This window comes from Arthrobacter sp. TS-15, assembly GCF_006964045.1.
GTDB lineage: Bacteria > Actinomycetota > Actinomycetes > Actinomycetales > Micrococcaceae > Arthrobacter.
Genome location: NZ_SDXQ01000066.1, coordinates 1 through 22304, shown reverse-complemented (window position 1 = coordinate 22304; position 22304 = coordinate 1). Strand labels below are relative to the sequence as shown.

Here is a 22304-nt window from a genome sequence, read left to right as displayed (position 1 = left end):
TAAAGCATTGCGCCACTAGTGGAGACGTAGGGCTGCGTCTCGACAGCTACCTTGGCCCGCTCCATCCTGCGGAACATTCGACGGGCCGACGAAGCCGCCCTGAGCGAACGCGGGCTGATCATTCCATACCAGAGCCACGTTCCGCCTCTGCGACACGCCGGGATATCGGCCGACACGCTGGAGATTAAATGTGGCTAAGTAGTCCACAGGGTGTGGATTTCATCCCTCACATTGGCGGAATCACGGACATTTTGAGATCGCTTGCCTGTGGACGAGCGGTGGATTGAATGACATGCTTGTAATACATCATCTTGGGGTGCAGGCGAGGCTCTTGCACTACATGTAGTATCGATGATTGGAAGACCAACCATCCGGTGGTCCAACGACGAAGCGCACGCTCGACTGAACCTCGAACATGCGCTTCAAAATAAAATAGGGATCGACGCCTCGCAATCAAATTGGTTGCGTCAAAGGCCCAAGATAATGTGTTTTGTCGTTTCGTTCTTCCAAGGGAACGTCAGAACAGACTACGAGCGGTTAGAACAAACGTCAACATTGACAACGTTCCGTGTCTTGTGCCCCGGTGGTCCCGGAAAGGAGTAGCCGCGATGGCTACACGCGTAGTACGAATCCGCATCAAGCGGACAATCCGTATCCGCCCGACGCAGCGCTAGAACGCTGGGTCGAACTTGAGGCCGGCGCTGCGATAGCTCGCATCGAAGCGCCGGACTCTCACCTTTTCATTCAAACCACGTAAGGACCACAACAATGGCTAGGAACAGCCGTCAGACCAGCAGCAAAGCTGCCACCGCCGCAAGCAAGGTATTGCGGAATCCCCGTTCCAGCGCAGCTGCTAAAACGGCAGCGGCAAGCGCGCTCTCCCAAAAGGGCAAGGGCAAGAAGTGAGTGCTCAGGAAGGCGTTCACGAGGACAATGACCAGAGCTTTTCCTGGGGTTCGCCCGGCTTCCCAAGGCCTTTCGTGAAGCGCTATAGAGCGGCCACAAACACATGGGATGCAGAAGGTTAGGTTCTTGGCCTAACAGACAGCACCCCCTGTTACAACTGATGGAAGGACCGACCAACCGCTTCGGTCCTTCCATCTGCCTCTACGCGCTTCTGCAAAGGACGTCAGATTTCTCGAGCAGAACATTCACGACCGGTCACCTTTCGGCCGTAGGGTCTTTGCCGGCCTGTGAGGGTTCAAGCGGCCCTCCTACCGCTGACAGTTCAGCCTAGCGGGGCAAGGTGTCCGTCAGGTCTTTGGTCGTAGGTGCGGGCTCTTCGTAACCCACGGTGAGGTAATCCACCTCTGGCGCCTGGATAACGACAGTTCCATGCGGTTCAAGGCGATGCACATTCTCACTTTCAGCCATCCGGTACCAGATCTCGCCGGTAAGGGTGAAGGCTCTGTCAGGTGTTTCGTCGCCGTTTCTGCTGAACGATTTCAAAGCACCTTGAACCCAAGCGCCGCTTTTCAGCTGCACTCCCACGATCACTCTGTGGCCTGGCATCATCTCAAACGCCGTGTTCCAGGCCGATTGACCGCGCTCTATGGTGTCCGACTCTTTCTTCCTCATCTTCAACCATTTAGCCCGGCATCCCTTCAGAAGACGCGAGGCGGCTTTGCTTCCGAAGAAGGCACCAAACGATACCGCCAGTGCAAGATCCAGGAGGGTGACGCCAAAAAACAGCTGGGCATCCTGCCGAAAGAGCACTCCCGGGTCAATAAAGAATTGACGTAGCGTACTTCGGGCTGGCTCGAAAAAGAAGGCCGCTACGTAGTGAAGGATGAAAACCGCCACGAGTGACGCCGCGCTGGCTATGACCACCGCCGCCGTCTCACGAAAGGCGGAACGCTTGACGACCGAGCCGTGGCCCTCATACCGCCAGATAAACGCGATTCCGGGCAGCAAAAGACATACGTAGAGCAACGCAGCTATGGGCTCCGTGGGCACCATGACTCCTTAACGAGTGTCCCGGCCGCGATAATGGGGGTAATACACAACGACAAGGAGAATGAAATGGCTGACAACAAATCTAACAACCCTGACTCCAGCGGCCGTAGCCGGACCACAAAGTTCGCGGAAGGACAAAAGCCGGCCAGCTACTCGGTTCCGCCGGCAACGATGAAGCCGGGGTCACCGCCGGCGGCGCCGAAGAAGTAGAGGCATAGTCCTTTAACAGGAACTCCGCCGGGGCCTCAATCCCGCCGTAGTTCCTGATCACTGTCACATCGTGGCCTGTCCCTGCAGGCCCGTCCGTCGACATAGCGGAACTTGAACCGGCTTCCGATTGCCAGTACCCAGGGTCAGCGGCGTGGTTCCCGCCCAGGACCATGGGGCACGCAAGTGTTCTGCGCCGTGCATCCGCGACTTAGAGTTCGCGGCTGTGGTTTTGCTGGTTCTGGCGTGCTTGCGCCGCGGCACGTTCGGCCTGCTGCTAGGCGGCTTCCTTCTGTTCAGCCATTTGCTCAGCCTGCGGCTGCACCGCAAGCCCACACCATCCATACCTTGGGACAAGCTCAAGAAAATCGAGGCACAGCTCGATGGGGCCGTCGCCGCGGCCGGGTCTGGGGGGATCGTGGGACAGAATCGGGAAAAAGCACCGGAATGCCGGGATGAACCGGCTCTCTCTGGCCCCGCAAAGGCGCAAAAAGGTGGGGACTATGAGCCGCAGGCTCATAGTCCCCACCTTTGGTCATGCCTTAGGCCGCCTCATCATCCACGACCTCGACCACGTCTTGGGCGAAGCCACCTTTATCGTTGGCGCCTACAACAAAGCTCAACCATGCGCCTTTGGTGAACTTGCGGGTGGACGGCGTAACGGGCATGAAGATCAAGTGCTGATGTCCAAATTTATCCTTGACACCAATCCACCCAGGACGACGGTCCACCAGGTCGTTTGTCAGTTGACCCTCGGCGCTTTCCCCAACCACCAAGGCGGCGGTGGCCTGTCGGCTCCTGCCGCTCTGGACTGCGTCCGCTGCTACGAAGACGACCATTGCACCTTCCACGAGCTTGTCTTCATCCTCGGGGTAGACCAACAAGTCCCGGGAGAGGTAGAAATCCTCCCCGGAGTCACTGGAGAGGAATCCGAAGCCCTTCTCTTGGCCGTACACCTTGACTTTTCCGACGAATTTGCGGCGCTCATTGAAGGCTGTCTTGGTGCCGACTGGTGGCCTCGCTAGTACGGGCTTCGTGACGACTTCGCCCGCCGCTTCGTTCTTTACGCCGAAAAAGCTTTGCTCCCAGAGGACCTCGAAGTACTCGATGGACTCGCTGATTCCCTTGACTGCGGTACGGATGCGTTCGCCAAGGTATTCCTCTCCCCGGCGTCCAAGGACTTCTCCGACTCTGGACGACAGCCGGCCCATATGAGCCGCATCGCGAGTGTCCGGATCAATGAAGATGGCCCTAGGAGAAGCAAGGCCGCAAAGCCGACTTGTCTTGTCCACGATTATGCCCGCAAAATCAATCAGTCCGTCGGGAGCCCTGAAGATGCGTGCGACCCCTGAAGCGACGCCGATGGAGACGTTGAAATTGATTTCTCCCATTGCAAAGCCGTTCATTTTGTTGCCATCGGCGATAGCCTCTTGGATCCTGATCGCGAGGCTCACGGCCTTCGTGGCGTTGTCATCGATGGTGGCCAGAAGGATGCCATCGCCGGAGTACTGTTGGGCGAACCCGACTCCCGTTTCTTCCACCAATTGAGCCACAGTCTCGTAGAACCATCCCAATTGGGGAAGCCATGCCTGTTCTGCCTGGCTTTGCTTCATGGCGGTTGATCCGCAAATGTCGACGAACATCCAGGTACCGCTGAACTGGCATTCAGGATCCTTGGCTGCCTCGGCAAGGGATTTGGAGAATGTTGAATTAGGTCCGATTATCTGTAAGAACTGTTCGTTGTTCATGACATTGCCTCCATTGTGCTGAGCTATGGGGAGGTGTAGCTGATCTGTTGAGGATGGTTACGGCCTTCCGTCTACTCCTCGCGAGTACCGGATGCTTGGGTGGGGCAACCGGCGGCACTCAATTATTTTAGAATTTAAAGTCTTGAGTTACTAGAGGGTTGTCTGAAATTTTTATTGTAAAAAAACCCTTGGGATCGTAGTCTGGCAGCATGGTCAACGTTGCGATGCATGCTGCCTTTGACGAGATTTTGGAATCACTGGTGGCCAACTCTGGAGTCAGTCGAAGCGTGCTGGCGAGCGTTCTCGTCAGGGCTATGGTTGTCGCTCCGAGTGATGTTGTTCGTGCAGATATCGCCAAGGGAACGATGCTTGGCAGGCCTAAGGCCCTGAATCCGGGCGCCGTCAGCAAAGCTGTGGCTGCGCTCCTGGATGACGGTCTGCTTTCCGAGGAACCCCTGCAGCCAGATAACAGACGTGCCGGTCGTCCAGTAAAGCCTCTTCATTTGGGCAGCAGCAGCTGGGCGCTGATCGGCATCAAAATCGTGCATTCACTCTCTAAGCCGACCGCACTAACCGGGGTAGTAATGACGCTCGGCACCGACATATTGGGCGAAAGGGACGTCGATCTCCCACGCGATGTGACGTTCGAAACGGTAGCCGAACACGTTGCAGCTCTGGTGCAGACACTAACCGACGAACTTGCTAACGACGAAGCTGACCCAGGCACGGTGCGGCGCCGTATTCTTGCTGTAGGCATTGACGTGGCCTCACATGTGGAGAATGGCCGACTCATTGGAGCAACACACATGGGGTTGCCCGTAGATGAGGACTACGACCTAACGACACCTTTGGAAGAACTGCTTGGGCTGCCCGTCGTTGTCGACAACGACGTCAACAACCTGGCTGTCCGTGAGATGTACCGGAGCAAATACACGGAACGTGACATAGCGCTGGTCGCGGTCTTCCAAGACGGCGTGGGCGGGGCCCTGATACTCGACGGCCATGTTTACAGAGGCGGGGGCGGAATGGCCGCGGAACCCGGCCATCAAACAGTCCAGATATCACTGGGTAGGAGTCCGCAAAGCACACATGAACTTCGAGGGTTGTCTGGCTTCTCAGCACCATGCCACTGCGAAAGGGCGGGACATATCGATTGCTACGCCGTTCCTGCCAGGATACTAGCGGAGGTACCAGAGGCAACCTCCTTCGCAGAGGCGGCCAAGATGGCCGGCCGTGGCAAGTCCGGAAAGCTAACCCGAGCCGGATGGTCCTTCATGATCGGTGGTCAAGCGCTCGGCCAAGGAATCGCGAGCATCATCAATGTGGTCAATCCTTCACGCGTTGTCCTAATTCTCCCCTCGGACTTGGCTCCGGAGAATGCTCCGGCCGGAGCAGCTGCAGCGGAGTACCTCCAAGCTGTCGAGGAAGCCGTCACCAAATACAGTTTCTCCTCCGGGGCCGAGCGAGCACGTGCGGGTTCGGACATGCTTACTATCGACGTTCTGGATGAAAGTGAAGTCCGCCTTGCTGGAGCAACATCCGCAGCAGTCCGAGCCTTCGACACCTTCATTAGTCATGCAAGAGGCCGAGATGAATGCAGCGTAGACCTTGGTCTCGCTGCCGTTCGAAGCATCGCTTGAAGATAACGCGCCCCGAAGGCTTCGAAAACCCAAGCGTGAGGCCTTAATTGGCGAAGCCCCGATCAAATAGCGGTTGACCGAAGCTTCGCTCGCATTATGCCCACCCGAAGCTTGACGTTGGCTGTGAAGACTCAGCCTCTGGGACTCCGGGGTTCTGTCGGCTATCGGGATAACCCGCCTCTGCTTCTCTCGGCGCCTACAGCCGCACCTGTGCGGGACTTCTTGGCCTTGGTTGCTTTCCCGGTTGTAACGGCTGCGCTGGGGTGCGTGCCCTCGCTGCGTGCCGCTGCGAGGCGGCCACGGATCTGCGTTTCGCTGGCCCCGGAATCGGAAAGTGACTCCCCGAACTTCTTGAGATGTTCGGCGGACCCGTAGCCGGCCTGCGAAGCGGTTTCGGTCTTCAAGCCCTGGTCTTTCAGCATTCCGCTGTCATTACCGGTGACGCGGTTCTCGATCTCGCGGCCGACGCCCTCCATACGGGCAAACAGTTCCTTCTCGGCGCGCTCGTACCTCTGCTCCTGCGTTGACCATTTGTCGCCTTTGAAGCCGCCCTCCGCCAACAGTTTGGCTTCGTGCAGGTTCTTGGCGGCGTCGACAAACGCAGGGTCTTTGAAGTGTTCCTCGCCTGCACCGTTGACGTTGGCGGTCGTTTCTTTCCGCAGCTCGTCAATGTCTGGTCCGTTGATGCCGTCCTTGCCGATAAGGTACATGCGCTCCTTCACGGCCGCGTCGGCTACCTCCAATGCTTTGGGTGTTTTCGCGTTGTGTGCCAGCTGGAGTGCTTTGGTCAGTTCGGGGTTGGCCAGGTACTCCACGGGCACCTGGTGGCGTTCCATCTCGGGCGCGAGCGTCGCCGCTTGGGCGCGGAGTTCTTCGACCCGGGCAGCGGCCAGGAGCTGCATGGCCTTTTCGTGTTCCACTGCGGCTGACTGTGATGCCCGCTGGGCGCCTGTAGCTGCCTGCCAATGTCGGATGAGCCTGTTCTCGTCGCTGCGCTCATCGGCTACCGAGTCGGCAAAGTCGTGGCGAAGTTTCCAGTCGTCGTAAAACTTCGGGTCGTGTTCTTTTGCCCATTCCGTAGCCCGGCCTAGATCGGTCTGGTGATTGGCCTTGTTTTGTGTTTGGTCAACACCCTCGGGGCTTTGGCCAACGGCAGGGGCAGTTGCCGTTTGCCAGTACTGAATGAGTTCCCTTTCGACGGAGCGTTGGTCCTCTACGGTGTCCGTGAATCCCTGGCGGTTTCTCCACTCGGCGTAGAACCTTGGGTCTTCTTCCGCGGCCCATTCAATGGCGCTTTGGAGTTGGCTCTTGTGGTCGTCCTGGCCCTGCGCTGCCGCAGCGGTTCCAGGTGCTGCTAAGCGCGCCCTTTCGGTGGCGACGGTGTAAATGCCCGACTCAAGATACGCGGTGTCCGTGCCGACGTCTCGGGTGTCGATGCCGTACCGCGCAAAGACTTCCTGGCGGATCCTTTCGGACGCTGCCAGAGCAATGGGGTCGTGATCCTTCCACGCTTCTGCAACGGTGTAAGCGGTCGCGATGTCCGATGGCTGCGCCTTGTCCCACCATTGATCTTTTTCGACCGGTGCGAGTGCTGCGTGCGCGGCGCTACGCTCGGCGGCAAGGCGCGCCTGGGCTTCGTGAGCTGCCTGTGAGTCAAGGTGTTCCTGCTGCCGCTGAGCTTCCTGTCGTTTGCGAGCCAGAGTCTCTGCAATACGGGAGGCGACCATCAGTGATTGCCGCAGTCCGCCGTCTACTACATCGTCCATTCCGTCTGATTCACTCATGGTGTTCCCCTTGCACTAGTGGTGTGATTCTTATCGGTCGAGTACAGGCCCGGATTCGCGTCCGGTACGCGTGGGTGTCTTGGCCGGTGTTGCTGTTCCTGGAACAACCGAGCCGGGACGGATAGGTGCCATACCGCGTAGGCCGAGCTCCACAGGGTTCCGAGCCTGTTCGCGCTCTACTGATTGCTCGGTCGCACCTACGTTGACGGGCCGGGGCATGGTCGCTGCGAAAGGTTTGAGTTGGGTTGCAACGACGGCCCGGATCCTCTCAGCTTCCCGTGTCCGACCGGATTGCAGATGCATGTCGTAGATCGCCGCAGCCATATTCGCCAGTTGCACCATCAGCGCAGCCTGCGCCGCTGTCTTGTTCTTGCTCGATGCTGCCAGGAACAACATCGCGGTGCCGGCGATGGACGGCAGCGCGACAGGTTTGCCGTGCTGGCGAGGTGCACGCAGTTGCGCGGTGCGGGACAACTCCGCAGCGGTTTCGGCCAGCGGTCCGGGTGTGGTTTCGAGACGGTGTGACCATGCTGCAAAGGCGCCGGAAACGTCGCGTGCTGCTTTCGCCCAGGTGGCGTGATCGTCCAACGGAATGGCACGCAGTTGTTCCGCCAGGGCTGTGGCGTTGCGGGTGTACTCCACCCATACCTGCGGAGACGGTGTAGCTTTCTCAGGACCGGTCTTGGAGACGGTGCGCTTGTTGCGCGCAGCGGCATTCCACTCAGCTGCAGCCTCGGTGGCAAGCTGCGGGGAATCCATCCACGCTTCACGCAAAGCACCAAGCTTCAAGTCTGAGGCGAGCGTGCCGCCGCCGAACCAAATAGGACGTTCCCCGGCCTTGGGCCGTTCAGCTACCGAGTAGCCAACAATGACGTCGGTGGTGTTCTTCGCGTAGCGGGGTCGGAGCAGCATTCCCGTCTCACGTGCCCGGCGAACGAACTCACCTTCCGTTGCGGATGCGCTGGCGCAGGCGCGGACTTTTCGGGCCAGCGATGAGCGGTGCATTTCACGTTCGTCCCGGACGGCTGTGGCTTTCTCTGCCCGGTCATAACCACGGGTGGCGTGCACGCTGGAAAGCTGTTCCAGGCCGTACTTAACTTCCAGTTCCCGGCAGGTCTGCTGCGCCTTCTTGTAGTCCCCGTGGGTGGAGGCCTTGGTGCCATCCTCACGGACAAGGGAGACGGCGATGTGGATGTGGTGGTTACCGTTCTCGGACGTGCCGTGGTTCACGGCTGCCCAGCGGCATTGGGCCTTTCCACTGGCCGCAGTGAAGCCCATGGCATCCACAAAGTCATTGGCGATGTCGCCCCATTGCTGGTCCGTCAGTGCACCCTCTTCGGCCCGCAGACTCAGCGAGCAATGCCAGACACTGGCGTCCTTGTAGCCAACGTGGACCCGCTCCTTCTTGGCCGCATCCCAGGCGAAATCCTTGACCTGAACCGACACCCCATAAGCCTTACGCGGCTGATCAAGATGCCTGGCAATAGCAAGGGCATCATCCCCGTCCAGAACGCCATCGTCGTACCACGCCATTATCGCTGCGTCACCGGCAACCAAGTGAGGGTCGGTGTGGGCATTCCTGGTATTGTCCGAGTCGGTCGATGCCAGATAAACCATGAGCCCACCCATGCGCGAACCACGTGTGATGTTCGGAATCATCCTTACATCAACCCCTCAATGGCACGATCAATCCTCATGGCCACGGAACGAAGATGCTTCAACCCTTCCCGGGCCTCAACAGGAAACTCACCCGTGGCATTGGCTTGCCGCGCAAGCTGGTTGATGTTGTTCGAAGAACGCGCCAACAGGTTGTGCAACTGCATCAGTTCTGCAACGGCGGCACGACGCCCGGTCGGTGAATCGGTGCGTTCCGCCAAGGCCGCCGAAACCAGCAGGTTCGGGACGGTCACCTTTTCCCGTTCGGCCCTCGCCACGAGAGCCGCTTCCTCTTCCAACGTGACCCACACATCACGGCGCTTCTTCGTCCCCGCCGGAGTATTCGCACGACGACGGCGGGACAGATTGGGACGGTGAGCACTCCCCTCGTCCGACATCCCAATCCCCCTTCAAAGGCCCAGCGCAGCGACCCCGAACCGGGGACCACACTGACCAGTGTGCCGTACTCGACCGCCAGTGTCGAGGACGACAAGCCACTTACACCCGTGTAAGTGTATAGCTTGCTCCGCATGATTGGGTTTTCGCGTTTTTCGCACCCTTTGTGCGAACCGGCAGAAACAGTTCCCGTCGGTGTCAGTCAGGGCCGCTAGACTGACCGCATGGACATCAACGACATTGCCGCTAAAGCGGCCGCGAAAATTGACGCTGCCAGGGACGCCAAGGTCAATGCTGTGAAGAACGCAGCAGCCAGCAGCGTCGAGCTTCACGAAGCCGCGCAGCTGCTCGCGGCAGCCGAACAGAAGTACGCCAAGGACTACCAAGCAGCACTGCGTGCCGACTGGACCGAATCGGACTTGCGCGGCTTCGGCCTGGACACCCCTGGTAGGAAGGCCGGCGGACGACCGCGCGGCAAGAAGACCGCCCGGGAAACAGCGCCTGCCTCGGTGGCATCGGAACAGTAACCCCTCGCCCACATGGGCACGGCAAAAGCTAAAACCTTCGGGCTTTTCCCGCACACATGTGGACGACCGGACCCACCCGACCGGCTGCACACAACCACCACGTCACCAAAGCGAGGACACTCACCAGGACGAGCGGTGGCCGTGCACAGCCTGGATATGCAGTCGGTCAACAACGGGAACGTTTCCCATGGTCCAGGACTCAACGCTGGCCGACACACCACACGTGCAGGGCCGGCTTCTTTTCAGCCGGGACGACACACGCAGTTCACGCGATGCGGAGACAAGCGGGCACAGGAACCGATAGTGCCGGGAGACGTATCAAGCGGCAGGGGGAATCACGCTGAGGTACTGGACGCTTTCACCCAAAACCTACCTCCCAGCCCACACAAGAAACGACGCGCACGCAGCTGGGGCCCGTACCGAATGGTACGGGCCCCAGCTGTGTGCAAATCAACTTTTATCGCGTTCCTCAAAGTCTTGGGTTAGCTGCGGAAACCTGTCCTCCCATAGCTTCCTGCATCTCACAGGGAGCATCAGCTGAGGCCAGACATCGCGCAAAAGACCGGCGTTGAGAAATTCCCTCTGATCCGCTGCTGTCCCTACGCGCAGCACCGCCTGGTACGCCTTGATGACTCCTTCGGACCGGCCCAGATCACACTCGGCTCTTGGCCCCCAGTACACGTGGTGAGGCAGTGTGATCTGCCCTTCCGCCGGCCCCTGAAGGTCACCGAGTCTGTCCGGTGTTTCGTAGGGCATCACGTCCTGAATGAGCACTCGTTCCACCGGTTCGGAAGCTGCAGGCTTTCCTGGCTTGGGCCGGATCATTTACCGGTCCTCTCTGGCTGCCGATTCGGCCCGGGTCCGGCGCCCTGGACGGAGTTCGCCTGCTTCGACTCCCGGCCATTTCCGGCCGTCGTTGTACTTACGCTGCAGACGTCGCAGCTCCCGACGCGCGGCGGCCTCAACGAAGTCCGTGATCGAGGCGTAGCCCTCCAGCGGTCCAACGGCCTGGACTGCTGCACGGATCTGCTTCAGGTCATCATCCGTGAAATACGGATTCTTCTTTTCGCTCTGCTTCGTCATCGCCAAACTCTCTAGGTGATGTTGGCCGGGAAGATGCTCGAAGCCAGCCAAGGTGCACCAGCTCCTGTGTTGGTCATGACAATGATCCACTCCCCGGCATCGGTCCCGATCCTGACCCTCACTTGGTTCCCCGTCCCCGATTGGGGATGCTCCAAATCCGCTGCGCGCACCGTCGCCGGTTTCAGGTCGGGAGGATCAATGTTCCGGGCTTCGCGAGCAAAGGTAGTGGTTACCAGTGGCGTGAGATCCTGAAGCCAAGACTCCTTCGACAAGGATTCGCCGGAGAACTTGCGCAGGGCGTCAACTGCACTGTTCGCCGCGACATCCTCGCGCTGCAAATTGGCCGGCCCGTCCATGTACACCGGCGCGGAAGACTCCCGAAGCACGGGTGCTGCGCTGCAGCCAGCGGCGGTAATTACAAGCACCGCGGCCATGGTTGTTCTGGTTGTCATCATGCGTGCCATCGTCCCCACGTCTTTCTGGTTCATTAGGCTGCCCGGGCGGTCTAGAACGGGGGTTCAGCGTCAGGTCCGTTGCCCCAGGAACCGGCATTGGTCTGCGGGGTTGCGGCCCATGGGTCGTCCTGCTGGTTGGTCTGTCCGCCAGCGCCCTGGTTACCGAATCCGCCGCCGTTTCCTGCGCCCTGGTTGGTGCGCTGGGTGCGGTTCACTTTCGCATTTGCGTAACGCAAGCTTGGACCGATCTCGTCTACCTCAAGCTCTATCACGGTGCGCTTTTCGCCTTCTTTGGTTTCGTAGGACCGGGACTTTAGCCTGCCGGAAACGATGACCCGTGTGCCTTTGGTCAGTGACTCGGCGACGTTCTCAGCTGCTTCCCGCCACACACTGGCGCGGAGGAAAAGCGTCTCTCCGTCCTTCCACTCGTTGGACTGGCGATCGAAGGTCCTGGGCGTTGAAGCGATGGTGAAGTTCGATACCGCGGATCCCGACGGGGTGAACCGCAGCTCGGGGTCGTTGGTGAGGTTTCCGATGACGGTGATGGTGGTTTCGCCGGCCATGATGGTTCCTTTTCCTCGTGTGCTGGTGGTGTTCTCGGTGTGTGTTTTGGTTTCGTTCTGAGGTTCGGTCCCACCGGGTTGGTCGTTGGGTTGGTACTGGTCTGCGGTGTGTTCGTCCCAGAGGCCGCCGGCCCCGATAGGGGCCCTGCTGATCGCTGCAAGGTAGCGGTCATCCTCGATGCTGGAAGGGATGCCGTAGTAACCGGCGAAAGGTTCTTCCTTGGCGTCGGGGTAGATCCTGCCGCTGGGGTTGGTCCGCCGGAACAGGTCCACTTCCAACGGGATCCGCGGGCTGATCTTGAACCCGTCCACAGGGTGCGGGGTGGTCATAGTCCTCACCCGAGTTCGGCGATGCGGACGCTCAGCCGGGCGGTGAGCTGTTCGGCCATCAGGTCGCGGGTGTTGAGCTCGTACCGTGATTCGGCCTCCTCGTCGTAGAAAACGGTGGAGGCGCCGTAGAAGCGTGCCTCGGGCAGCGTCGCCGGGGAGTTCAGGAACGAGAACCCGTACGCTACGGCCTGCAGTTCCGGGTCGGTACGCAGCTCCGTAGGGACAGCAAGCTGGTCCAGGATCTTAGTGATGGTCTCGGCGGTGATGGGCGTGGCAGTCATGATGCCTCCTAGCGGTTCGCGGGTGTGTGGGTCATGGCGGCGTGGACGAGCTTGTCGCGGCGCAATCCGGACCAGTGGTCCTGATCATCGGAGTTGTTCACGATGACGGGCGCCTGGGAGTAGCCAAGCTCTGCGGTGATGTATTCCAGCGCTGCCGGCACTTCGGTGATATCCACCGGGGTGTAGGTGATGCCTTTGGAGTCGAAGTACTCCATGGTGCGGTCGCAGTTCGGGCAACCGGGCTTCGTGTAGACCGTGTAATCGGTGATTGAGGAAGTCATTTTCAGTCCTGCGTTTCGTATCAGTTTTGGTTAGGTTCGTCTGGCTGACTTGCTACTACTATTCTAGCTTTTATCCAATCGGATTTAAAGGCTTTTCCCCTTATTTCTAGGGGTTTTTGACCGGTTTTTTGGTAGTGATTTTCTGGTGATTTGGGCGTCTGGTGAGTTTGGGAAGTGTCATTTTCAGAAGCTGACGGCACAAATGTCAGAAGTCCTGTGCATTGCCCCTATCCCGGCTTCCTTAGCAGCTGCCTACAGCCAAGGTCTCCGTTGCCACGTTGGACATCGAAGCGTTCCCCCGGTCCTCACGGCCAACCGCTGTCCGTGGCCGTTGCCGGTCGGAAGAAGACGGTGTCCGCGCCTCTGCCGGTGAGGGCGTCACTCTCAAGAAGTTGAATTGCTGTCGCCGTTGCCTCCAGTGTCCGGAGCTGGCTGTCGATTGAGTAGCCTTCGTGGGGTTGCCATTTAAGGGGTCCTACCCGCCCGGAATGACCGGCATGTTTCCAAATCCACATGATCATGCGATTAGCTGTCCGGCACTCGGTCAGGGGTGCACCCAGCTCATCGATGATAGTGCGCATCAATCGAAACCAGGTCCCGGCAGCGACCTGCTGGCTGAGCAGCTGGGCTCTCCCCGTTGCCATGGCCTGCCAGGTTCTGGTGTCCATCGCCAATAGCGTGGCAGGAACAGGCCTTGGTGTTGGCGGCCTGCGTTCCCAGCCCCCGAAGTAGCTGGCCGACTTAGTCCACATTTCCAGAAGACATCCATGAATCGGGCAGCTAAGCGTCAGCGGCAGCAGCCACAACAATTCATAAGGGTGGGGAGGCGCCGTCGTCGCGATGCAATGTGGACACGCCCGCACTGCCGGGCGAGTTGGACACCAAGGCATCCACGGGTAGATCTCACGCGGCCACCGTATTTCCGCTGGCAACAGCACGGAGAACTGTCGCGTGTACTTGGCAAACGTCCCGGGATCCGGTTCGGCCCGGTCAAGTAGCCAGGGTGACCAGCCGCTGAGGCTCATTCTCCGGATCCGTTGCGCATCGACGCCGGTTCTTGTGGAGAGCTCCTGGGCGAAACGTTCGGGTGGGAAGGTATCCAGGTCCGCGGCCTTGCCCGGCCAGAAGCCCAGATCGACGACGAGGTCTTCGATGTGGACTTCATAGCGGACGGCGATCCGTCGAAGCCAAGACGAAAGCGCCTCACCGGGCGTAGGCGCCGGGTGCACGGGCCAGCGCCGCACCGCCGTCACTGGAGCTGCTTTTCGAATAGCCTGCGCCGCTCCGATGGTCCTATGTAGTCTGCCCTGGTCAGGATCCGGTGGTTGATCCTCTCCTCGCCGGTCTCGACGGCGGCGACCGCGGCCGCCGTCAGAAGGTGGGCGAGTTCACCGATTGTGCCTTCGCTGCGGGCAAGCAAATACCTGGCCATGTCCTCGGTTTCGATCACCGACGGTAAGCGCAATGGGAATGCCGCGGCGAAACTGGCCAACAGCGACCTGGCCTCTAGGCCCACTTCCCAGAGCGGCAGAATGAACGGTTCGAACCTGTTCTCAAGCTGATCATCGGACCGGACGGCCAAGTAGGCCTCACGTGTGCCGACGCCGACAAGCGGGATGCGCAGTTCGTTGCCCAGATACCGGAGCAGGTTCAGGAACTCTCGTCGTTTCTCACCATGGCCAGCCAGAACGTTGTGGAACTCATCGATCACGAGCATCCGGGCTTCAACTTCGCGCAGGAGTGAGAGGGCCAGACGTTCGGCTTCAGGTAGACGCAGGTTTGACCGGAACGGCGCCCCCATCGCGTTAAGGAGGGCAGTGTAGAACCGAAGCTCCGAGGGTTCCGAGGGCATTTGCATGCACACAACCGGGATGTTTTCGCCGTCCGGGCCAGTTACAGGTGGATGCATTCGATGGAAACGCTCAACGATCATGGTCTTGCCATTGTTCGTTGGACCGACCAGCAGGAGGTTTGGCATGCGCTGCTTCTTCGGCCAGCTGAAGAGTATTTCCAAACGTGCGACGGCGTCCAAGGCCTTGGGGTAGCCGATCCACCGGTCTGCTCGAATGCGCCGCACCCTCTCCTCGGTGGGCAACTTTGCCAATTCCCGCGATACGGGGTGCAGATGCGACAAATCCCCGGTCTCTTTATCTTCCACGGTCACCATTCCTCGATCTGTTCAAAGGGTTGAACGGAAACCTCTTCCGGGTCCTTGCTGCGTGGTGTGTCCGGTGGTGGTGGGACTTTTGAAGGTATGGGGTCTGGTCGGCCCGGGTCCTTGGCATGTTTGCGACGTTCGGTTTCCCTGCGGATACGCTTGGTCGTTTTCACGGCAGTCTCCCTGACCTGGCGCATTTGGTCGATCATCCGGAACAGTGCTGCTTCGTCGACTTGGGTGGCGCCGAGATCATGTAACCGGGCCAGAGCATGCCGGTGCTCCCATGTGCTGATGGGAGGGTTGGCGATCGACCGGTAAGGGACGTCCACGTAGTGGTGTCCCTCCGGCTCCAACACCCAAATCCGGCTGATATCGCGTGGATCTCGTCGAATGACGAACGGCTCCAGCTTGTCGCGGCGACTGATCCACGGTTTCAGAGCGTTCGCAAAGTAGTGGACATGGTCGACGACGAAGCCTGTTCGGGTCAGTGTGCGCCTGATAACAGGGAGGAAGTCCACAAGGAAGGAAGTCTGATTTGCGGTAACGGCGGGCAGCCCCGTCGCGGCTATCCCGGCAGCCCACTTGGCTTCCGGGGTCTGTCCCAAGGTCTTATGCACGCTGCCGTGGTAGCTGGCAGCCGCAAGTACCAGCCACTTCTCAAGCTCCGGCAGCGTCAAGGCAGCCAACCTCTCCGAGTCATAGCGGCCCCGCTCCCCCGGGTTGGAAAACGTTGTTCCCGGAAGCTCGTGGATCCTGCGCATGGCCGTGCCGATGACGCGTTCGACAATGCCGCCGTAGTGGGGCTGCCCAGGTGGCCGATAGGACAACCTGATGCCATGCTGCTCGCAGCCACGCCGCAGCGCCTCGCTCTTGAACTCTGCCGCGTTATCCAAGAACAACGATTTCGGTTTGCCGCTCATCGGCCAATCCACCTCCACGCCAAGCCGCTCAAGCCAAGGACGCTTGTCCCCAACGGTGTGGGCCAGGCACAATCCCACCGACACAGCCGATGGAGGTTCCAGCGTCACCACCATGCCCACGAGAGCCCTGCTGAAGACGTCGACGGCCACGGTCAGGTACGGGCGGCCAATCGACTGACGTTCCCGTTCGTCAACGATGACCACATCAATGACCGTGTGGTCGATCTGTACTTGCTCCAGGATCGAACTGATCAGCGGCACCTCACCGCCCGCGGCCTGCAGGGTCCTCACGGCATCCGGCCCTTCCCTGCGTCGTCCCACTTCAATAGGGTTGAGCATGGAAATACGCCGAGTCACCGTGTTCCGCGTCGGGGGCTTCAAGCCTTTCAGTGCGCAGGCCCTGCCAATCTCCCGGTGAAGTGCCGCAACACTCAACTTTTGTCGCGTAAGGAACCGTCGGCGGATAAGGTCGCGCATGATTTCTTCAACCGGTTCCGGCAGTCGGTTTCGGCCCTTACCTCCTGTAGAACGACGGACCGCAAGGTCCGTTACGAGACCCGAACCCTGGCGATACCGGGCAAGCAACACGTAGATCCGGCGTCGGGAAACACCAAGTTCCATGGCCGCTTGGTCAACAGCAGCGGCGCTTGGGGTGCGGCGCTGCGCCAACGCCCCGATCACCGCGGCACGATTCTTGGCCTGTTCCCATGCGGCATCCGACATCGTCAGCTGCCCATCGGCGTCAACACGAGTCGGATCAGCATCCATGCCTGCCTCCTTCTCGGGAACAGGAGTACCGAACAAAAGCACCATAGTGCACGCGACTATCGACCAGCCAGTGGTCAAGAGTCCTGTGCACAATTCCCGGAGTCACAGGGAACTTTGTGCCGTCGACTCCTGAAATTGACATGGAAGATCGCGGGTAGTAGCCCGTCGGTACTCCCCCGGTGTCTTTAGCAGCTGCCCAGGGCGTGGGGTTCCTGTGCCTGCATTAGGTGATTTCGCGGTGTCCCCATGTGTGGTCCCGGCTGAAAAGGACCTGTTCCGCAGCGCGTGGCGGGTCGGCGGTGGTTGTCTTGGCCCATGGGGAAATATGCCGCGTCGTGCTCTTGTAGCGAACTCCTGCCAGCTGTGTAATGGCGGCGGTTAGCCTTGGTTTATCCACAGAAAGGGTCCTTTATGTTCTACCTTGTTCGTCCTGACATGCGGCTTCAGTGGGTTAATCTTCCGGTGAAGACGACCCTTGAGATTATTGAGAAGCACGGCGGTAATTTAGACCGGGTGGAATGGTTGGACGCTGATCGGTTAGTTGATCAGTACACCGTGCTTCTGGCGTTGCGTCATGGGATTGCCTGTTCTGTCGGCATTGCTGTTCCGGCCGTGGTGTTTACGACAGTTGACCGCCCCGTGGACCTGGCGAAGACGTACCGGGATCTGGTGCGTGCGGAATCTGCGGTGGCCGTCGGCGATGAGGTTCTGGAGAAGGTGATGCCTGGTTGGAAGGCTTCGGGAGAGAAACTTGCCGAAGAGGTGCGGCGCAGTACTGAGGACTCGATCAAGAAGGCGCAGGTTGATGCGGATGCCTTACTGGCTGCCGACCCCAAGCCGGAGCTGGTTGAGCACTGGTCCCGAATAGGTGGAATCGCCGGCTGATCTGCACGGCTTAAAGGGTGAAGGGCCGGCACTGTAAGTGCCGGCCCTTCCTATTTTCCCTCTGCAAAAGGAAATCTGTGGTTCAGTCTAGCGGACTCTTCCGGTGTTCCCCGGCTGGTTTTCGCTTGGAGTGCGGTGCGCAGTGCCCCAGAGGGTTAGTCCGATGACCAGCGCGAACCCTCCAATGAGGAGTCCCCCGCCGAGTCCGCTGCGGCCTAAGACAAGGAAGCCGCTGAGGGGCGTCGCGATGGCCAGGCCGAAAGCGAGGTCCGTCGCTTTGGAAGCCCTGAGTGATGCCTGGTTTCTTCCTCGGATGGCCACGGCCGCACCAACGTAAACCGCGACTAGTGCCGTGCTGATCAGCATCATTGCCGGCAGTGACCAGTCGAAGGTGCCGCTGAAGTCGCTGTTCATGAAGTCGGTGATGGGGTTGTCGGGGATTGGTGGCTTGGTCAAGGTGACTCCTGTCGTGGTGCCATGAGATGAGCCTAAGGGTGGCCTCTGACAAAAACTTCTCGGTGGTGAGTCGATGGACTAGCCAGGTAGCCGGGGATGCGCGGCTTTTGGTGGGCGTGTGCCTGGTGGCGTTGAATGGCGGTCCGTCGCTGGTGATTGGCTGCTGTGGTTCGCCCTGGGCGGCGGACCGCCCGACTTTGGGAGGTTCCTCGGCCCTACCTGTGGTGAGTGGCCGGGGCCTTGCCGGGCGGTGGGGGTTCCGCCCGGCAAGGCTCTAGGCGGCTTCGGGTTCGTCCGCGCTTTCCGTGGTTTCCTCGGTGGTGGTCTCGGGTTCGGTGAGGATGATCTTTTCGACGTCGCTGGCGTCGTATCCCCATGCCGTGAGCTGGGTGAGGTAGTAACGGTTGCTGCTATTGCTACTCCGCCAGCTCGTGCGGTCGATGTTTGTCTCGTAGGCGGTGATCATGGTGGCGAGGGTGACCGTTTCGGGTTTGGTGGTGGGCTTGTCCACGTAGGCCGTGAACTCGCCGTACCCGGTTCCGGTGCCCAGCAGTTCCGCCGTGAGTTCGGTCTTGTTCAAGGCCTTGGTCAGGATGTAGCTGGAATGGGCAATCGTGTGGGCGATGAACTTCTGGGCGTTCTTTGGCAGGGCCTTGCGTGCCAGCAGGGTTTTGACGAATTCCCTGCGTACCACCTCGGCCGAGTCCATGGCTTTGTTGTTTTCGATGACCTCCCGGCGTGCGGCCTTTTCCTCCTCGGTCATCCCTCCTGCCGGGGCTTTGCCGTCCTTCCGCAGCCCGCGTGCCTTCCAGTCAGCGACGGCGAACCTCGTCATCAAGCCGCTGTATCCGATGCCGATGTATACCGCGTCGGCGTCCGTCTCGCTGAGGCGTTCGCCCTCGGCGGTGGTCAGTGCGGAAATCAGGGCGGCGGGTCCCTTGTAGTCGTAGTAGCTGGGGTCTTCTTCCAGCACGGCGAGACCTTTAGCGGCTGCCTCGGCGCAGGCTTCGGCGAGCAGGGCGTTGTTCTTGCGCTCGTCGCGGAGCCGCTGCGCCCGGTGGGCGAAGTTGCCGGAGTTCTCGGTGGCGAGGCGTTCGAGCGTGGCCACCGCGTCGGCGTCGTCTGCGAATTCCTCGATCACGGCGGACTGTTCAAGCGTCAGGCCTTGGTCCAGTGCCTGGGCGGCGGTGGCGTTCGCTTTGACCTTCAGCGCGGTTTCCACCACTGCTTTCTTGGCTCCCATCTTTCGGGCGATGACGCTGGCGCTCACTCCCAGCAGTGCCATTTGGTGGAATGCCTCGGCGCGGTCGCCGTCGGTGAGTGCGCTGCGGTGGTCGTTCTCCACTACCTGCGTGGCGAGTCGTTCCGCTTCCTCAGGGCTGGCCCCGACGAGCACGGGAATGGTTGCGGCTCCTGCCTCAACGGCTCCAAGGGTGCGGCGCTGCCCCATCAGGACGTGCACGGTTCCGTCCTCGGTCCGGTGGGCGACGACGGGCACGAGTACGCCGTGTTCTTTGATGCTGGCCACGAACTCCTTGGTGAGTCCGGCTTCCTTGCGGACGTTGGTGTCCACGGTCAGGGTGGTGGGGTCAAGCATTTCGAGCGTGGGTGTTGCGTTCATTGGTTTTGTGTCCTTTGCAGAGGATTGGTGAGGGAGCGGTGTGACCCGGCCAGCTACTTTCTTTCCTCCCCCGTTGCTTTTTTGCTGCTGGCGAAGCTTGCGGAGCTGTGGCCGACGGAGGCCTGTCTACCCTTGGGCAAGGTGTGGGAAATTCCCGGAGGAAATAAGCGACGCAGGAGCGCCGTAGGGACATTTCCTGCACCGCAGGCCCCGGAGCTTGCGGAGGGGCTAGACGGGGTGGAGCGGACACATAGAATCCGAAGGACAGCAGCCAAAAAACGTCGTAGACACAACAGGACCGGGCACGGCGGAGCTCTGCGACGTCGGGACCGGGCCCAACAACCGGCCACGGAGCGAAGCGGAGAGGCCGCCCAAAGGAGTGCGAGCCCCGCGAGCATGTTTGTTCCCTGGCCACCGGGGATCCGCCCAGGTCAATCCCGGCCCGGGTTTGCCGCACGCACCCGATGAGTAGTGCCGGCACTGGGCGGGAACGGCGGTCCGCCGCCGGCAACCACCCACCAGAGCCGGCCACCTGCGGCGGACCGCCCGCCCACACAAGGCGAACGGCCCACCCCGCTTACGTGGCGCTGTCGATCTTGCTGAGGATCGCGTTGGTGGCTTCCTCGGTCTGGCGCTGTAGATCCTTGATTTCCTCGTCGGCCGGGGCAGCTTCTATTTTCTCGAGCTGGACCTGCCACGTATCCAACGCCGTGAGCAGTTCGGGCGTGAAGGTTGAATCCGGTTTGCCCTGCAGGCCGAAGTAGTAGAAGGCATCCGCCATGCCCGGGTAGCCGATCCTTGCGGCGGTCTCGGCTGCTTGGTCGCGTTGGCCTGCCTCGTGGTGGGCTTCGTAGTCGAAATCGCCGTCTTCATCCCAGAAGTTCGTCATGGTTTTGTCTCCTCAAAAACTTGGGAGGGTGGCCGGGAACTGGTCCCGGCCACCCATTGGTTTAGGCCGCTGGCTGGGTCAGCCGGGTGTCGAAGAGTGCTTCCGCGCGGTGGATCAAGTAATCCGGAACGTCGATGTCGTGGCTGAGACCTTCGCGTCCCAGGAACACAGCATTTCCGGTGACCGGCAGATCAAGCCCGGTTTCGTGGAGCAGCTGCGCTGCCCGGACGTTCGATGGTCCGGTGGTTTGCGTTTCCGCGTTCAGGTAGACCTGCCAGTCGCCTCGGGCGATGCATTCCAGTGCGCCGCCGACGATGATCTGAAGGCTCGTGTGCCGGGCGTCGAGGCTGTGCACGGTTACGTTCTCGCTGAGTCGCGACGGGATGTACAGCGCAATCAGGTGGTTAAGCATGGTTTTGTGTCCTTTGCAGAGGATTGGTGAGGGAGCGGTGTGACCCGGCCAGCTACCTTGTTTCCTCCCCCGTTGTTTTTTGGTTGCTGGCAAGCTTGCTTGCTTGGCGGCCAGCGGAGCCCTGTCTACCCGCAGGGCAAGGTGCTGGAAATCTTCGAAAGGAAATAAGCGAAGCGCCGTCGAAGAATTCCAGTGCCGCTGGCCCCGACTGCTTTTGGAGGGGCTAGACGGGGTGGAGTGGACGCCTACAATCCGGAGGACAGCAACCAGAAAACGTCGTAGACAAACAGGTGATGACGGGCAGGAGCTCTGCGACGGACCGGCAGCACCCAACAGCCGGCCACGGAGCGAAGCGGAGTGGACGCCCAAAAGGGGTGCGAGCCCTGCGAGCATGCTTCTCCCCTGGCCACCAGGGATCCGCCCAGGTCAATCCCCGCCCGGGTTTGCCGCACGCACCCGATGAGTAGTGCCGGCCCTGGGCGGGAACGGCGGTCCGCCGCCGGCAACCACCCACCAGAGCCGGCCACCTGCGGCGGACCGCCCGCCCACACAAGGCGAACGGCCCACCCCGCTTACGTGGCCCTGTCGGTCGGGTGCGTGTTGAATCGGAGGAAGTTCACGGCGATTTCATGGGCGATGTCCGCCATCGGTGTTCCCGGCGTGATGGTCTTCTCATCGTCGGCGGAGAACTCCACCGGTTCGCCGTCGTCGTCGTAGTGGTCCGGGCCGTAGTAGAGCTCTGCCGTGGTGAACCGGGATTCCAGTGGGTTCTTCCAGCTGAATGATCCGGGGCCGATCGTGAATGTGTGGCTGCCTTCGCTCTGAAGGAAAAAGGTGGCGGTGCCTCCGCCGGTTTGTTCGACGTGAAGTTCCAGGCCTTCGGCTTTCATCGCGTCCACCAGTTCACGCGCGGGAAACCATGCGTTCTCTTCGGTGGTCTGTTGTGCTTCGGGGCTTTCAGTCATGGTTCTGTCTCCCTTACGAAATGGGGTGGTGGCCGGGACGGGCGTCCCGGCCACCGGCTGGTCTAGCTGGCGAGTAGTTCGGCCAGTTCTGCGGCGTCGGAAACCAGTGCTGCCGTGCCTTCTTTCAGGAGCCTGTGGCAGCCTGCCGAGTTCGCGCTGTGCACGCTTCCGGGTACTGCCGCCACGTGCCGGGCAATGGTTTCGGCGTGGTGCGCGGCGTTCAGCGCGCCGGAACGCCACCGGGCTTCGACAACACAGGTGACCCCGGCAAGGGCGGCAATGATGCGGTTCCGCTGCAAAAAGCTTATCCGGACTACTGAGGG

Annotated in this window: 24 protein-coding genes; 5 read left to right on the top strand and 19 right to left on the bottom strand. The window is 60.4% G+C overall.

All coding sequences use genetic code 11. From position 1 onward, the window contains the following. Nucleotides 1-768 precede the first annotated feature (768 nt). Complete coding sequence (locus EU811_RS23835; RefSeq protein ID WP_165450228.1) at nucleotides 769-906, top strand: hypothetical protein; 138 nt, start codon at nucleotides 769-771, stop codon at nucleotides 904-906. 327 nt (nucleotides 907-1233) lie between these two features. Here the strand turns inward: EU811_RS23835 and EU811_RS22300 are convergent, their stop codons facing one another. Then, a complete protein-coding gene (locus EU811_RS22300) occupies nucleotides 1234-1959 on the bottom strand; it encodes a DUF6338 family protein (protein ID WP_142940453.1) in 726 nt (241 codons plus the stop codon). Nucleotides 1960-2022: 63 nt separating this feature from the next. Here EU811_RS22300 and EU811_RS23640 point away from each other — a divergent pair, with 63 nt between their 5' ends. Further along, complete coding sequence (locus tag EU811_RS23640; RefSeq protein WP_160147691.1) at nucleotides 2023-2166, top strand: hypothetical protein; 144 nt, start codon at nucleotides 2023-2025, stop codon at nucleotides 2164-2166. Nucleotides 2167-2705: 539 nt separating this feature from the next. Here EU811_RS23640 and EU811_RS22295 read toward each other — a convergent pair. Next, nucleotides 2706-3911, bottom strand: coding sequence for an adenylate/guanylate cyclase domain-containing protein (locus tag EU811_RS22295; protein ID WP_142940452.1), 1206 nt, complete (start codon nucleotides 3909-3911; stop codon nucleotides 2706-2708). 209 nt (nucleotides 3912-4120) lie between these two features. On the opposite strand from EU811_RS22295, the gene EU811_RS22290 reads away from it, so the two are divergent. Next, the gene (locus EU811_RS22290) at nucleotides 4121-5551 is read left to right on the top strand and encodes an ROK family protein (protein WP_142940451.1); all 1431 of its coding nucleotides are present in this window, start codon (nucleotides 4121-4123) and stop codon (nucleotides 5549-5551) included. Nucleotides 5552-5712: 161 nt separating this feature from the next. On the opposite strand, the gene EU811_RS22285 is transcribed toward EU811_RS22290, so the two are convergent. The 3 genes from EU811_RS22285 to EU811_RS22275 are packed head-to-tail and all read right to left on the bottom strand — an operon-like array spanning nucleotide 5713 to nucleotide 9389. Further along, nucleotides 5713-7335, bottom strand: coding sequence for a hypothetical protein (locus EU811_RS22285; RefSeq protein ID WP_142940450.1), 1623 nt, complete (start codon nucleotides 7333-7335; stop codon nucleotides 5713-5715). A gap of 30 nt (nucleotides 7336-7365) precedes the next feature. Beyond that, nucleotides 7366-8994 (bottom strand): relaxase/mobilization nuclease domain-containing protein, encoded by a 1629-nt coding sequence (locus tag EU811_RS22280; RefSeq protein WP_142940449.1) that lies wholly within the window; start codon nucleotides 8992-8994, stop codon nucleotides 7366-7368. A 2-nt stretch (nucleotides 8995-8996) separates the two neighbouring features. Continuing rightward, nucleotides 8997-9389, bottom strand: a complete 393-nt coding sequence (locus tag EU811_RS22275) for a plasmid mobilization protein (protein WP_187697290.1) — start codon at nucleotides 9387-9389, stop codon at nucleotides 8997-8999. A gap of 222 nt (nucleotides 9390-9611) precedes the next feature. Between EU811_RS22275 and EU811_RS22270 the strand changes: the two genes are divergently transcribed. Then, nucleotides 9612-9914 (top strand): hypothetical protein, encoded by a 303-nt coding sequence (locus EU811_RS22270; protein ID WP_142940448.1) that lies wholly within the window; start codon nucleotides 9612-9614, stop codon nucleotides 9912-9914. 825 nt (nucleotides 9915-10739) lie between these two features. Here the strand turns inward: EU811_RS22270 and EU811_RS22265 are convergent. The 8 genes from EU811_RS22265 to EU811_RS22230 form a co-directional block, all read right to left on the bottom strand. Next, nucleotides 10740-10997 carry a ParB family protein gene (locus tag EU811_RS22265; RefSeq protein WP_142940447.1) on the bottom strand — a complete coding sequence of 86 codons (258 nt, stop codon included), beginning with the start codon at nucleotides 10995-10997 and terminating at the stop codon, nucleotides 10740-10742. 11 nt (nucleotides 10998-11008) lie between these two features. Further along, a complete protein-coding gene (locus EU811_RS22260) occupies nucleotides 11009-11452 on the bottom strand; it encodes a hypothetical protein (protein WP_142940446.1) in 444 nt (147 codons plus the stop codon). Between the two features lie 50 nt (nucleotides 11453-11502). Then, nucleotides 11503-12345: a single-stranded DNA-binding protein gene (locus EU811_RS24465; protein WP_238703524.1), complete on the bottom strand. Its 843-nt coding sequence runs from the start codon at nucleotides 12343-12345 to the stop codon at nucleotides 11503-11505. Nucleotides 12346-12350: 5 nt separating this feature from the next. Next, the gene (locus EU811_RS22250; RefSeq protein WP_142940445.1) at nucleotides 12351-12626 is read right to left on the bottom strand and encodes a hypothetical protein; all 276 of its coding nucleotides are present in this window, start codon (nucleotides 12624-12626) and stop codon (nucleotides 12351-12353) included. A gap of 8 nt (nucleotides 12627-12634) precedes the next feature. Then, on the bottom strand, nucleotides 12635-12907 hold the full coding sequence (locus EU811_RS22245; RefSeq protein ID WP_142940444.1) for a glutaredoxin family protein: 273 nt from the start codon (nucleotides 12905-12907) through the stop codon (nucleotides 12635-12637). 305 nt (nucleotides 12908-13212) lie between these two features. Next, the gene (locus EU811_RS22240; RefSeq protein ID WP_160147690.1) at nucleotides 13213-14160 is read right to left on the bottom strand and encodes a TniQ family protein; all 948 of its coding nucleotides are present in this window, start codon (nucleotides 14158-14160) and stop codon (nucleotides 13213-13215) included. Then, entirely contained in the window at nucleotides 14157-15074 is a 918-nt protein-coding gene (locus EU811_RS22235) for a TniB family NTP-binding protein (protein WP_142940442.1), read from the bottom strand. The genes EU811_RS22240 and EU811_RS22235 overlap by 4 nt, the downstream gene beginning before the upstream one ends. After that, nucleotides 15068-16753, bottom strand: a complete 1686-nt coding sequence (locus EU811_RS22230; RefSeq protein WP_142940441.1) for a Mu transposase C-terminal domain-containing protein — start codon at nucleotides 16751-16753, stop codon at nucleotides 15068-15070. The genes EU811_RS22235 and EU811_RS22230 overlap by 7 nt, the downstream gene beginning before the upstream one ends. Nucleotides 16754-17164: 411 nt before the next feature. On the opposite strand from EU811_RS22230, the gene EU811_RS22225 reads away from it, so the two are divergent. Beyond that, a complete protein-coding gene (locus EU811_RS22225; RefSeq protein ID WP_142940440.1) occupies nucleotides 17165-17638 on the top strand; it encodes a hypothetical protein in 474 nt (157 codons plus the stop codon). Between the two features lie 87 nt (nucleotides 17639-17725). Here EU811_RS22225 and EU811_RS22220 read toward each other — a convergent pair whose 3' ends face one another. The 6 genes from EU811_RS22220 to EU811_RS22195 all read right to left on the bottom strand — a co-directional run. Then, nucleotides 17726-18094 carry a hypothetical protein gene (locus tag EU811_RS22220; protein ID WP_142940439.1) on the bottom strand — a complete coding sequence of 123 codons (369 nt, stop codon included), beginning with the start codon at nucleotides 18092-18094 and terminating at the stop codon, nucleotides 17726-17728. Nucleotides 18095-18368: 274 nt separating this feature from the next. Beyond that, on the bottom strand, nucleotides 18369-19715 hold the full coding sequence (locus EU811_RS22215) for a ParB/RepB/Spo0J family partition protein (RefSeq protein WP_142940438.1): 1347 nt from the start codon (nucleotides 19713-19715) through the stop codon (nucleotides 18369-18371). A gap of 577 nt (nucleotides 19716-20292) precedes the next feature. Next, a complete protein-coding gene (locus EU811_RS22210; RefSeq protein ID WP_142940437.1) occupies nucleotides 20293-20604 on the bottom strand; it encodes a hypothetical protein in 312 nt (103 codons plus the stop codon). Between the two features lie 61 nt (nucleotides 20605-20665). Next, complete coding sequence (locus EU811_RS22205) at nucleotides 20666-21016, bottom strand: hypothetical protein (RefSeq protein WP_142940436.1); 351 nt, start codon at nucleotides 21014-21016, stop codon at nucleotides 20666-20668. Between the two features lie 572 nt (nucleotides 21017-21588). Next, the gene (locus EU811_RS22200) at nucleotides 21589-21981 is read right to left on the bottom strand and encodes a hypothetical protein (RefSeq protein ID WP_142940435.1); all 393 of its coding nucleotides are present in this window, start codon (nucleotides 21979-21981) and stop codon (nucleotides 21589-21591) included. A gap of 62 nt (nucleotides 21982-22043) precedes the next feature. Continuing rightward, nucleotides 22044-22304, bottom strand: a 261-nt coding sequence (locus tag EU811_RS22195; RefSeq protein ID WP_187697288.1) for a DNA-processing protein DprA, incomplete at its 5' end; no start/stop codon positions are given.

Excerpts from the sequence above, each read along its gene's own strand:
- EU811_RS22245 (WP_142940444.1), bottom strand. The coding sequence starts at position 12,907 with ATGACTTCCTCAATCACCGATTACACGGTCTACACGAAGCCCGGTTGC.
- EU811_RS23835 (WP_165450228.1), top strand. The coding sequence starts at position 769 with ATGGCTAGGAACAGCCGTCAGACCAGCAGCAAAGCTGCCACCGCCGCA.
- EU811_RS22300 (WP_142940453.1), bottom strand. The coding sequence starts at position 1,959 with ATGGTGCCCACGGAGCCCATAGCTGCGTTGCTCTACGTATGTCTTTTG.
- EU811_RS24465 (WP_238703524.1), bottom strand. The coding sequence starts at position 12,345 with ATGACCACCCCGCACCCTGTGGACGGGTTCAAGATCAGCCCGCGGATC.
- EU811_RS22270 (WP_142940448.1), top strand. The coding sequence starts at position 9,612 with ATGGACATCAACGACATTGCCGCTAAAGCGGCCGCGAAAATTGACGCT.
- EU811_RS22295 (WP_142940452.1), bottom strand. The coding sequence starts at position 3,911 with ATGAACAACGAACAGTTCTTACAGATAATCGGACCTAATTCAACATTC.
- EU811_RS23640 (WP_160147691.1), top strand. The coding sequence starts at position 2,023 with ATGGCTGACAACAAATCTAACAACCCTGACTCCAGCGGCCGTAGCCGG.
- EU811_RS22215 (WP_142940438.1), bottom strand. The coding sequence starts at position 19,715 with ATGAACGCAACACCCACGCTCGAAATGCTTGACCCCACCACCCTGACC.
- EU811_RS22200 (WP_142940435.1), bottom strand. The coding sequence starts at position 21,981 with ATGACTGAAAGCCCCGAAGCACAACAGACCACCGAAGAGAACGCATGG.
- EU811_RS22280 (WP_142940449.1), bottom strand. The coding sequence starts at position 8,994 with ATGATTCCGAACATCACACGTGGTTCGCGCATGGGTGGGCTCATGGTT.
- EU811_RS22205 (WP_142940436.1), bottom strand. The coding sequence starts at position 21,016 with ATGCTTAACCACCTGATTGCGCTGTACATCCCGTCGCGACTCAGCGAG.
- EU811_RS22260 (WP_142940446.1), bottom strand. The coding sequence starts at position 11,452 with ATGATGACAACCAGAACAACCATGGCCGCGGTGCTTGTAATTACCGCC.
- EU811_RS22235 (WP_142940442.1), bottom strand. The coding sequence starts at position 15,074 with ATGGTGACCGTGGAAGATAAAGAGACCGGGGATTTGTCGCATCTGCAC.
- EU811_RS22285 (WP_142940450.1), bottom strand. The coding sequence starts at position 7,335 with ATGAGTGAATCAGACGGAATGGACGATGTAGTAGACGGCGGACTGCGG.
- EU811_RS22265 (WP_142940447.1), bottom strand. The coding sequence starts at position 10,997 with ATGACGAAGCAGAGCGAAAAGAAGAATCCGTATTTCACGGATGATGAC.
- EU811_RS22290 (WP_142940451.1), top strand. The coding sequence starts at position 4,121 with ATGGTCAACGTTGCGATGCATGCTGCCTTTGACGAGATTTTGGAATCA.
- EU811_RS22225 (WP_142940440.1), top strand. The coding sequence starts at position 17,165 with ATGTTCTACCTTGTTCGTCCTGACATGCGGCTTCAGTGGGTTAATCTT.
- EU811_RS22210 (WP_142940437.1), bottom strand. The coding sequence starts at position 20,604 with ATGACGAACTTCTGGGATGAAGACGGCGATTTCGACTACGAAGCCCAC.
- EU811_RS22230 (WP_142940441.1), bottom strand. The coding sequence starts at position 16,753 with ATGGATGCTGATCCGACTCGTGTTGACGCCGATGGGCAGCTGACGATG.
- EU811_RS22275 (WP_187697290.1), bottom strand. The coding sequence starts at position 9,389 with ATGTCGGACGAGGGGAGTGCTCACCGTCCCAATCTGTCCCGCCGTCGT.
- EU811_RS22250 (WP_142940445.1), bottom strand. The coding sequence starts at position 12,626 with ATGACTGCCACGCCCATCACCGCCGAGACCATCACTAAGATCCTGGAC.